An 11,822-nucleotide genomic window follows, 5' to 3' on the forward strand; every position below is an offset into this window, starting at 1 on the left:
GCCACAGCACGAATGCTGTGGCTTATTATATACTTATCCGTTTGCAATTTTCAGTTCACAGGCTCAAGCGTAATCCGGCGATAGATATCCATATATTCATCGGCTGAGACGTTCCAGCTGTATTCTCCGCTCATTGCATTCTTCACAATCTTCTTCCAATGTTCAGGCTGTTTGTAGATCTCCTCCGCACGCCGAATGGTATTCATCATGTCATGTGCGTTGAAGCTTTCAAATGAGAAACCATTCCCTTCCCCAGTAAACTCATTGTATGCCTGCACTGTATCGTTCAGACCACCTGTTTCCCTTACCAAAGGCACACTGCCATAACGCAAAGCCAGTAACTGACTAATACCACATGGCTCGAACCTGGACGGCATCAGGAAGAGATCACTGCCTGCATAGAAACGGCGGGATAACCCATCGTTAAATGTAATCTGGGCAGACATTTTGAGCGGATACCGATTCGCGACTTCACGGAACCAGTGTTCATATGCCTGTTCACCTGTTCCAAGTAATGCAAATTGAATGTCATCATAGTACAACAATTCATCCAGAATGCGGCAGACCAGATCTAACCCCTTGGAATCCACAAGTCTTGTGACCATCACCATGAGAGGTACATCCGGCCGAACAGGAAGTCCAAGTTCTTTTTGCAACTCAATTTTGTTCTCCGTTTTCTTGGACAGACTCGTTCTGTATTTTACCGGAATCTTGGCGTCCGTTGCCGGGTTGTAACTCTTGGTATCAATCCCGTTCACTATTCCGCTGAATCGATCTCCAAGTGAGCTGAGCAATCCATCCAATCCGTATCCATAATAGGATGTCTGCACTTCCTGGGCGTACGTAGGACTCACGGTTGTCACATGGTCAGCGAACACAATTCCTGATTTCAGGAAATTGACATTACCGTAATATTCGGCTCCATCGACTGTGAAATATCGATCGTCCAGCTCAAGGATTTCACTGAATAACTGATGTGGAAATACCCCTTGGTACAACAAGTTATGTATGGTGAATACCGTACGTATCTCACTGTAGAATGAATCGTGTCTATAATGAGCTTCGAGCAACAAAGGGGTCATTCCCGCATGCCAGTCGTGACTATGCAACACATCCGGTTTGAAATCAATCTGTGGCAATACTTCAAGAACCGCACGGTTGAAGAAGGCGAAGCGCTCGCCATCATCCATATAACCGTACACCCCGTCACGCTCAAAATAATATTCATTATCCACAAAGTAGACTGGAATTCCATCATGAACCAGCATTTCTATTCCACAATAAGGTCTGCGCCAGCCAAGGGGAACATCCGTTGTAATAACTGTTTCCATGGCATCTTTATATTCCTCGGGAATCCCCTTGTATTTTGGCATAATAACCCTAACATCTGCCCCGTTCTTCTTCAATGCCAGTGGCAACGCACCGATTACGTCAGCCAGGCCTCCTGTTTTGATAAATGGATGTACTTCAGCAGCAGCAAATAGAATATTCATGCCTTTGTCCTCCCCTTCGGTTTAAGCGTATTACTCTCTTTTTTGGTACTCGATTTTGAACTGACGGAAGCGACACTTGCAGGTGACTCATCCGTTTTCCGGCGCGTGTTCTTTTTTAGGATTACGATGCTTAGCGGGGGCAAATCCAATTCGAGACTATGCGGATGCCCATGAAAAGGAATTTTTTCGGTAGGTAGCTGCATATCATTAATTGTGCCTGATCCACCGTAATCGGAATGATCACTGTTCAGAATTTCGGTATACATACCGGGACGCATGACACCAATCCGGTAACGCTCCCGCTTGACCGGCTGAAAGTTAATAAGCACAAGGAGTGTATCCGCAGGTTTTTTTCCTTTGCGTACATATGAAATGACACTCTGATCCTGATCATCCGGAGTGATCCATTCATAACCGTCCAAGGAATGATCAAGCTCCCACAAAGCTTTTTCGCCCAAGTAGAGGTTCGACAGTTCACGCTCAAACTTATGCAAGTTGCGGTGACTGTCATAGTCCAGCAAGAACCAGTCCAGTTGATCTTCGTCTTTCCATTCGATGAACTGGCCAAAATCTCCACCCATAAACAGCAGCTTTTTCCCTGGGAAAGTCATAAAATAGCCCAGAAAAGCACGCATACCAGCAAACTTCTGCTCATATGTTCCTGGCATCTTATCGAGAAGCGATTTTTTGCCATGAACAACCTCGTCATGAGACAGAGGAAGCACATAATTTTCAGCAAAGGAGTATACGACCGGGAAAGTCAGCAAATGATGTTTGGAAGGACGCTCGTGAAAATCAGTCTCCATATAATCAAGCGTATCGTTCATCCAGCCCATGTTCCATTTGTAGTTGAAACCCAGACCGCCTTCATCTACAGGCAAAGTTACCATTGGCCATGCACTGGATTCTTCAGCCATCATCAATGCATAAGGATAATACTTGAACACTGTCTCATTCAGTTGCTGCAAAAAGGCTACAGCTTCTTTGTTCTCAAGACCGCCTTCATCATTGGTTTGGTATTGTCCTGGCTTTTTCTCAAAATCAAGCCGAAGCATGCTCGTAACCGCATCAACACGAAGTCCGTCAAAATGATACATCTCCATCCAATACAATGCATTGGAGATCAAAAATGAACGAATCTCAGGTTTTGAGTAGTCAAAGCTAAGTGTACCCCAGCCTGGTTTCTCGGCTAACATCGGGTCTGCGTATTCATAAAGGGGGGTCCCATCAAACATACGCAAACCATGAGCATCTTTGGCAAAATGTGCAGGTACCCAATCGAGCAGTACGCCAATTCCAGCCTGATGCAGTGTATCCACCAGATACATCAGATCTTTCGGATGCCCGTAACGACTCGTTGGCGCGTAAAACCCTGTATTCTGGTATCCCCACGAAAGGTCATAGGGATGCTCACTAAGGGGCATCATCTCAACATGAGTATATTTCATTTCTAATAAGTAAGGAACGATCAAATCAGCCATCTCGCGGTAACTATAGAGGCTGCCATCTTCTTTGCGCTTCCAGGTTCCCATATGCATTTCGTAAATATGTAATGGCTTGTTATATAAGGCTCGTTGTTTACGTCTCCAAGCCCCATCATTCCATTTGTACCCTTCGATTGAACTGGTGACAGAGGCTGTTTGAGGGCGAACCTCCGCTTGAAACGCGTATGGGTCCGCTTTAAGCAACTCTGTTCCATCTTCCGTTAATATACGGAACTTGTATAAAGTTCCTTCACTGATTTCCGGAAAAAAACGACTCCAAAATCCTGAATCGGGTATCTTATATAAAGGTTCCTTTTCGCCTTTCCATCCATTACGGTCCAGAGCCAGTCCTACTTCTGCGGCATTTGGTGCCCACACGGTAAAACGGTAGCCCTGACGGTGATCGTAAGTCTCAGGCTGTGCGCCCAACATTCGATAACTGTGATGAAGGTTACCTTCGTGAAATAAATAAATATGCTCCGACAAAATGTCCGGGTGTGCCAATGGTTGAATAGCCAAGAAATCACCTTCTTCTCAAGAAAATAGATATAACAGTTATCATTACCCCATTCTAGCCAAGTTGAAAAGAAAAATGCTGTGTTTAAAAAAATGTTGTATTTTTTCAGAATTTTTACAGTAAACATCGTTTCACATGCTCCACTATACGTTTATGTATGTACTACACTGCACAATATTTTGGGAGGGAACGATTATGTTTAATAAAGATTGCATCGCTATGCTGTTGGCGGGAGGAGAAGGGAAGCGATTAGCTCCTTTAACCTCAAGTATCGCAAAACCCGCTGTACCGTTTGGCGGGCATTACCGGATCATCGATTTTCCTCTCAGTAACTGCGTTAACTCAGGGATTGACACTGTAGGTGTATTAACGCAGTATCAAGCGGAGTCATTGCACGATCACATTGGTGGAGGAGAACCTTGGGGATATGGCAACTCGAATGAGGCGGGAATCTCCTTGCTTCCATCTTATCATACAGGAAATGACGAATACTTGGGAACGGCGGATGCTATTTATAAAAATATTGACTATATTGATCAACAAAACCCCGAAAATGTTCTAATTTTGTCGGGTGACCATATTTATCACATGAATTATCGTGAAATGCTGGACGCTCACCAGACCAACGATGCAGCAGCAACTATTTCGGTTATGGAAGTGCCTTGGGATGAAGCACATCGCTTTGGCATCATGGCTGCAGATGCGGATCTGCGTGTAACCGAGTTTGCCGAGAAGCCAGCTGAACCGAAAAGTAATCTGGCTTCCATGGGCATATACATGTTCAAATGGGATTACCTGAAACGACATCTAATGGAAGATGCCGCTAACCCGGCATCCAGCCATGACTTCGGTAAAGATGTTATCCCCCAAATGTTGAATGAGAATAGCCCCCTCTTTGTCTATAACTTTAATGGTTATTGGAAAGATGTGGGTACAGTTAAAAGTCTGTGGGACGCACACATGGATCTATTGCATAACGAGCAAGACTGGAGTCTGCAAAAAGAGAACTGGCCGATGTTTACACGCGACTGGCGCTCCAAACCAAGTTCTTACAAAGCTAGACATACGAAAATTGAACATGTGACTTCCATGATCCACGACTCTTGCGCTATTGAAGGCCGTGCAGAGCGTTCCGTGATCTTCTGCGGTGCTGAAGTGGGTAAGGGTTCTGATGTGAAAGACAGCGTCGTTATGCCGAACGCCCGCATAGGCCGTGGAGTTCACATCGAACGCGCCATCATTGGTGAAGGCGCAATTATCAAAGACGGTGCGATTGTTAAGGGTACAGGGGATGAGATTGTCGTCGTTGGGCCTAACGAGATCGTCTCTGCCAAGCCAGCTGTACGGACACAGCCTGTACGTATGTTGAAAGATGTCTATGAGAAGACAGGTCGTCTGCGTGCTGGTGAACTTTCTTCATAATATATACAGAGAAAAAGGCGAGCCTTGGATGGCTCGCCTTTTTTTATGTTGATATAATTGTTTGAATGTGAATGTTCAATCATCATTGTAGAAAAGTTTCTTTTACATATTTAAGACTTTTCTAAATCCGATTTAACATCGGTTACTGTTCGCTCTTTTGTATCTTCTGGATTAGCAGACGTGGTTACAGATTCCTCTATACCCATCTCCTCAGCCACAGCCGGTAATGTAACCGTAACCGTTGTCCCTGATCCCAGTTCACTTTGCATCGTAATGGTTCCCTCATGTAGCTCCACCAGTTCCTGTGTAATCGCAAGTCCCAATCCCGTTCCCCCATTTTGATGATTCACCTGGAAGAAGCGGTCCCTGACCTTAATCAGGTGTTCTTCACTGATTCCGATACCCGTGTCCTGAACAGCAGCAATAATCTGGCCATTCTCTTCCTTCAGGGACAAGAAGATCCAGGAATTTTCATGTGAAAATTTGATCGCATTATCCACAACATTCAAGAACACTTGTTTCAGTCGGTTGCCATCTCCATGCACGTTATAAGAACGAGTCTCATCCGTTTCCAACTTGAGATGAACCTGTTTTTGTTCCGCTTTAGCCCAGACATTCAACATCGTTTCCTGCACAATTTCACGAATATTAACTGTGCCTTTCACTAGCTTCATCTGATTCTGCTGCAATTTGGAGAAATCGAGCATCTCCTCAACCAGTCCAATCAGTCGTTCGGTTTCCTTGGCAATGATCCCCATTCCGATTCGGGTTTCGTCTGGATCATAACCGCCCGAGTCCAGTGTCTCGCTCCAGCCCTTAATACTAGTCAGAGGTGTTCTTAATTCATGTGAAATCGAAGAGATAAAATCATCCTTGATCTGGTTACTGCGTACGATTTCATGTGCCATGAAATTAAGCGTCGATGCCAATTCGCCGAGTTCGTGCTTATAGTTCCCCTTAACCCGGACATCCAGCCGTCCTCTGGCCATTTGAGCAGATACTGCAGTGATGTTGTTGATTGGACGTACAATGGAATTCGCCATTCCAATACTGATGATCAACACAATCGCAAGCACGGCAACACCGACCGCAATCGCAAGCATTCCCATATTCAGCAGCTTGGAATTCACATTTTCCAGTGATGTCAGATATCGAATAACATAGGTATTTTCGCCGCCCAGGTCAAACTTGTGTGAGACGGCCATTACGGATTCTCCCGTACCTGGTTGTCTTCCAATCCAACGCCCCATATCCCCGTTCAAAGCCTGCATGATATCACTTGTTTGCAGCACAGCTCGGTCAGATTCAAAAGCCGTCGAACTTGCCAATACGCGCCCGTTCAGATCCAAAATCTCCAATTCAGTGTTGGACAAAGCCAAATTAACAATGAGTCTGGACAGATTATTGCCATCTTCGGTGTTATTCTCACGGGCAATCGGCTCGAAAAAGTCTTTTGAATTGGAAATATGGGTACTAATCGTATTGTAGATACTTTCATAATAATACCTTTGTACAGCCAACATAAATACGAATTCGACCAACAGCAGAGCAAGGAAAACTACAAAGAAATAATGTAGTACGATCTGCCGTGTAATGCCTTTTTTAATCATTGCTCCCGGCCCTTCCATTTGTACCCGTGACCCCACACAGTCTGCAGGTATTCAGGCTCGGAAGGGTTGTTCTCAATTTTCTGACGTAGACGACGAATGTTGACATCCACAATTTTGGGATCACCCATATACTCTTTGCCCCATACGTGATCTAACAACACATCACGGCTGAGCGGAGTATTTTCTTTTTCCAGGAAAAACTGAATCAAGGAAAATTCTGTTGGGGTTAACTCGATCGCTTCATTCTGTTTCTTGAATTGCTTCGAGATCAGATCCAGTGAAAATGGCCCGGACTGGAACGTGACCTTCGCCGCAGTTTCCCGGTGCACGTTCACTCGACGTAACAATGACTGGATACGCGCAATCAGCTCTGTAGGACTGAAAGGCTTGCTTACGTGATCATCTGCACCGACAGAGAGAGCGTATACTTTATCCTGTTCCTGAACTTTGGCCGTCAAGAAGATGATACCCAGACGTTCGTTGGTTTCACGGATCCGACGACATACCTCAAATCCATCAATACCAGGTACCATGACATCCAGCAGAGCCAGATCAATGTCCGGTACTGTTTGCAATATGCGAAGCGCTTCGTGGCCATCACCCGCTTCAAGCACTTCGAATCCGTTTCTCTTTAAATTAATCACTATAAAACTGCGGATGGATTCTTCATCCTCAAGAATAAGTACTTTACTCATTAAGTTCTCCCTTTCTATTCAGCTGAGAAGTATTGCTCAGTGCATCTTTACCCGCCTCTGATTGAGCTACTCGTGAAGCAATAACCCGATCTTTGGTTCGTGTAATTTCCTTCCAGCTTTTACCCTTTTCCTGTTCCCACTGTGAAAGGGTGAAATATTTGATCTCTGCCACGGTTTCGTCCGTATCAATCATTTTAAATCGAATATACTTATCCTTCTCCGATTTCGTGTCAATGGTGATTTTGCCATACCATTCTGGCTTGAGGTTTAAATGAAATAAATCCGCATCATCTCGAAATTGAAATGACACAAATGTCTTACCGTCTTTGCCATCCCACTGATAATAGGTATAGAACCACAACCGAGAGTCAAAAACGTAATGCTCCCAATCTTTTGGCGTTTCTCTAAGTCCAAACTCAATAATACCATCATTGTTGACATCACCGCTTAAAATTTTGTCATCTCTATATGTTTGGTCCGGTGATTTGAAAGCATTCACTAACTTGTTATCCTTAACGTACATCATTTGCGAGAAAGAACTTCGATCATCGAGTTCAGCATCCAGTACAATCCCCATTTTCCCTTCGGAAATTTCTCCGCCAAGCGCACTATAAACCTCTTTAACGGTATAATCGGTCTGCACCCGATCCACTTCCTTGAAGCTGCCATCTTCGTACTGATATAATGCAATCGTTGCAAACCCGCTGTTGTTCAGCGAAACGATAACAAAATCGCTTTTGCCATCCCCACTCAAATCAAGTGTATTCCCCTGCGCATCGTCAATGATGTACTGGTTATATGGGACTCCACCTAGAACCTGCTCCAGTGCTCCACCTTTGTACGAATATGCAGTCAGAGCTTTCTGTTCCTGCAAACTGACGCCAAGAACAATATCCGGATTTCCGTCATTCGTAATATCAAGTACTTTAAAGGATTGCAATTCATTACCTGGTACATCGAATGTGAGCTTTTTAACCCATGCGCCTCCCTGTTCTTCCAAAATCATGCCATGGATTCGTACATTCTCATTAGGTGTCTCATAAAAGACGATGGCTTCCCGAGTACCATCCCCATTCAGGTCTTCCACTCGAATCATACTGGTATTATTCATGTCCTTGGGACGAATTAATGTACTCTCTGGCGGCAATTTAAGCTGAACCACGTTGTACAGTTTTTCCTTATCTGTAGACATCATTGGTTTTCTCATCAAACCTTTAGGGTCGCTTATGACTGTACATCCGCTCAGAACAGAACCAAGCATAATTGCCATTGTTCCTGCTGCCATGAAGCGTCCCCAACGTGAATTAAACAATCTCATCACTCTTTTCACTAGTTTAAATCTGGTTTTTTTCCTGTTGTGTCAGTCTCCGTCCACGAATATCAAAAGCAATCTTGCCGTCTGCCAATCCCCAGATCCGTGTGGCATGTTTCTCAGCAAGTTCAATAGGCAGTACTGCAATGACTGTTGCACGCTCTTCCTCACATAATTTACGCAGCGTTTCCATCACTGAATCTGCTGTATGAGGGTCAAGACCAATGACAGGTTCATCAGCCAAGACCACTTTGGCACCATGAGCAAGCGCTCTTGCAATCGCAACACGCTGTTTCTCACCGCCACTCAGCTTCTCTGCAGTTTGGTGTGCTTTATCCAATAATCCCAATCCTTCGAGATAATCCATGGCACCCATATAATCATCGGAACGTACCATTCCGGTTACCATTCTCCATAATGGAGTCTGTCCAGATCGTCCGATTAATACATTTTTAAGAGCTGTACGACGGGGATACAATTCCGGATTCTGCTCCAAGTATGCCCATTCCCGTTTGATTTTCCTTTTCCCGGACCAGCCTTCTTTCATAATCTCGGCACCATCCACGGTAAAGCGGCCCGTATCCCATTTCTCCATCATGGCCAGGCATTTGAGCAACATGCTTTTCCCGCTCCCGCTTGAGCCAACAATTGCAATCATCTCACCTTGTTGCATATCAAATCGAATATCCCGCAGAACCGGAATACGGTCCACTCCAACGGATTTGCTCAAGTTCTCCACTCTGATCATCGCGATGTCTCCTCTTGTCCATGTTTTTCCCTACCACTAGTGTACTCGGAAATGGACATCAATTTCCATGCGAACACCAGCTTCTATTTTAACACAGATTCGAATTCAGGTTTACGACGAAATAATACGCCTGCCGCCCCGAAAAGAAGGTACATGATTCCCAGCAAGCTAAACATGCTTCCGGGTGAAATCCAGTTAATCATTTGCCCCCCCAGATTGGGTCCGATCATGCTTCCAATGGTAAAATGAAAGGACGCCACGACATTGGCTGCAGGCAACAATACTTTAGGCAGAATATCAGCGGCATAGGCAAGGCCCAGTGAGAAAAAGGAACCAACCAGCCCACCAGCTATCGTCAATAATACAAGTGTCCACCAAAAATGTGTACCTGCGACCGGAACCAGCATGAAGATGATTCCCCCGCTGATGCCCGCAAACATTAATATCTTCTTTCTTCCATATCGGTCACTGAGCATACCCAAAGGTAGTTGAAGGAACAGACCTCCAATTCCGATAAAAGGAAGCAAAGATGAAATCTGATTGGCGTCAAATCCAATACGCAGACCGTATACAGGGAAATTACTATTCATCCCGGCCTCCATATATCCGTATAAGAGTGCAGGTAAAAGTGCATACCAAGCCCATGCCAGACTACGACGAAAGCGGCGTTCTGGCAGTTGGCCATGTTCTGCTTTTTCAGGCTTCGTATCCGGAAGCTTCATTAATACCAGGATAAGTACTGCAGCGATACACACGAATAATACCCAGAAAGGAACGGCAGCACCGAATCCAAGCAACTTGATCCCCAAGGGACCAATGCTGAATCCCAGACCATAAGACATACCATATAGCGATATGTACCTTCCCCGTTTTTCAGGCGCAGTAACGAGCAACACCCAGAGCTGCGCCGCATAATGAAGTGCACTGTCCCCGATTCCAACGACCAGGCGCAAGATAAACCATATTTTAATATCCGGGAAATACGGAAACAGAATCAAAGGAATCATGACCAATAACAGGCCGCCCATAATCAGCTTTTTGAATCCAAATGCTCCGAGTAGTCGTTCTGCGACCAATGTCATCGCAAAAGAGCCAACGTACAACGCCGCCGCATTCAACCCGTTTAAACCTGGTGAAACCCCTTTTTGCTCCAAAAAAATCGAGAGTACAGGCAACAAGAGCCCCTGGCTGATCCCTGCTACGACGATAACCGTAATCAGAATTAGATAGTTGGATGTCGAGTGAGAGGTTTGGGGACTAGTAATCGACGATGACACGAATTCATTCCTCCTGCGAGCACACAAAGAAAAATCGTCATCTCTGACGACTTTCATATGTTATAAATATAGTTTTGAACCACCGTTCAAGCATCGGGACTTTGCCCGGACTTGAACATTATAGTGGACAACGCCCTGCAAAACAAGCCATAATAGAGGTTGTTCAAAAAGTTTACTTTTGATTACGAATCATGCCTAGCGGCATCATCAGCTTCGAAGATGAAAACCAGACTTTTTGAACGCGCACTAATCGTACTTTTAAGTCGCTGCGTACATTTAGATGTGACGGGAGGATTCTGCAACATTATGGCTTATCAAGTTAAAATTGATGTTTCACCGATATATGAAATGCTCAATAGTTTTCTTGTCTATGTTACGAAAAAATGGATTCAGCATCTGGATATTGGTCCTGAATGGATTCTGGAAGTGGAAGGCAAACTAAGTTCCAATGTACGAGCTGCGCTCGCACCTGCTGCCACTTGGCCTTTTGATGATTTTGATGTCTTGTTCGCGTGGGCAGCGTATCAAAATGATACGATAGAGAATCGTGATTTTCTGGACATGTTGGCCGAAATGACAACGGATGATCTGTATGCACGTGTGTCTCCTTTACTGCCCTCTCTTACAATAGAAGAATCTACGCGCATTCGGAATAGCTATGTCCCATTATTGCGACTATGGGACCAGCACTACTGTCAGAATATGAGCGAAGATCAACGCGTGTGGCTTGAAGAAGATGCCGATGAAAAACGTACTTTGCTTGATAAAATGGGACCAGAGCTGCTTATCGAATATGCTACAGCCGGAGTCCTTGTTGAACCTATGCCTGGACTGAACGAAGTCATCCTGTTTCCAACAGTACACAATCGTCCCATTAATATGTACTGTTTCTATGAAGGCATGATGATTATGCAGTATCCTGTGGATGCACCTGAAGAAAATGAGGACCAACCTCCAACATGCCTTTTACGGTTCACCCATGCTCTGGCTGATCCCGAAAGACTTCGCCTGCTCCGTTACGTATCTGATGAACCCAAATCTCTTGCTGAGATGTGTGAGGAATTGGGTAAGGACGAAGATACGGTGAAAGATCAGGTTATGGCGCTGCGCATCGCAGGTCTGCTAAGGACCCATCTGCTTGGAAGTAATCGCAAAGAGAAATACAGTATTCGGCCGGATGGCGTATCTGAATTGAATATGTTCCTGGAATCCTATATTCGCATATAATTGATGTGAACTATTTGTGGAGTTGCTGGCTACAAGG

At 44.8% G+C, this 11,822-nt stretch carries 9 protein-coding genes; 2 read left to right on the forward strand and 7 right to left on the reverse strand.

Annotated elements, in window-relative coordinates; genetic code table 11:
* Positions 1-50: 50 nt before the first annotated feature.
* Together glgA and glgB are read right to left on the reverse strand one after the other, a co-directional pair.
* Positions 51-1,493 (reverse strand): glycogen synthase GlgA, encoded by a 1,443-nt coding sequence (gene glgA, locus C0Q44_RS19060; RefSeq protein ID WP_105408836.1) that lies wholly within the window; start codon positions 1,491-1,493, stop codon positions 51-53.
* Positions 1,490-3,496 carry a 1,4-alpha-glucan branching protein GlgB gene (gene glgB / locus C0Q44_RS19065; RefSeq protein ID WP_105408837.1) on the reverse strand — a complete coding sequence of 669 codons (2,007 nt, stop codon included), beginning with the start codon at positions 3,494-3,496 and terminating at the stop codon, positions 1,490-1,492. The genes glgA and glgB overlap by 4 nt, the downstream gene beginning before the upstream one ends.
* Positions 3,497-3,689: 193 nt before the next feature.
* Between glgB and C0Q44_RS19070 the strand changes: the two genes are divergently transcribed.
* Positions 3,690-4,916 carry a glucose-1-phosphate adenylyltransferase gene (locus tag C0Q44_RS19070; RefSeq protein ID WP_105408838.1) on the forward strand — a complete coding sequence of 409 codons (1,227 nt, stop codon included), beginning with the start codon at positions 3,690-3,692 and terminating at the stop codon, positions 4,914-4,916.
* Between the two features lie 110 nt (positions 4,917-5,026).
* Here C0Q44_RS19070 and C0Q44_RS19075 read toward each other — a convergent pair whose 3' ends face one another.
* The 5 genes from C0Q44_RS19075 to C0Q44_RS19095 form a co-directional block, all read right to left on the reverse strand.
* On the reverse strand, positions 5,027-6,526 hold the full coding sequence (locus C0Q44_RS19075; RefSeq protein ID WP_105408839.1) for a sensor histidine kinase: 1,500 nt from the start codon (positions 6,524-6,526) through the stop codon (positions 5,027-5,029).
* Complete coding sequence (locus tag C0Q44_RS19080; RefSeq protein WP_017688086.1) at positions 6,523-7,221, reverse strand: response regulator transcription factor; 699 nt, start codon at positions 7,219-7,221, stop codon at positions 6,523-6,525. Before C0Q44_RS19080 ends, C0Q44_RS19075 begins: the two co-directional genes overlap by 4 nt.
* Positions 7,214-8,551 (reverse strand): hypothetical protein, encoded by a 1,338-nt coding sequence (locus C0Q44_RS19085; protein ID WP_181151081.1) that lies wholly within the window; start codon positions 8,549-8,551, stop codon positions 7,214-7,216. Before C0Q44_RS19085 ends, C0Q44_RS19080 begins: the two co-directional genes overlap by 8 nt.
* A 4-nt stretch (positions 8,552-8,555) precedes the next feature.
* Positions 8,556-9,281: a phosphonate ABC transporter ATP-binding protein gene (locus C0Q44_RS19090; RefSeq protein ID WP_105408841.1), complete on the reverse strand. Its 726-nt coding sequence runs from the start codon at positions 9,279-9,281 to the stop codon at positions 8,556-8,558.
* 83 nt (positions 9,282-9,364) lie between these two features.
* Positions 9,365-10,558, reverse strand: coding sequence for an MFS transporter (locus tag C0Q44_RS19095; RefSeq protein WP_258166445.1), 1,194 nt, complete (start codon positions 10,556-10,558; stop codon positions 9,365-9,367).
* A 306-nt stretch (positions 10,559-10,864) separates the two neighbouring features.
* On the opposite strand from C0Q44_RS19095, the gene C0Q44_RS19100 reads away from it, so the two are divergent.
* On the forward strand, positions 10,865-11,785 hold the full coding sequence (locus C0Q44_RS19100; protein WP_105408842.1) for an ArsR/SmtB family transcription factor: 921 nt from the start codon (positions 10,865-10,867) through the stop codon (positions 11,783-11,785).
* Positions 11,786-11,822 lie beyond the last annotated feature (37 nt).

This window comes from Paenibacillus sp. PCH8, assembly GCF_002968835.1.
In the GTDB taxonomy this organism is placed as follows: Bacteria; Bacillota; Bacilli; order Paenibacillales; family Paenibacillaceae; genus Paenibacillus.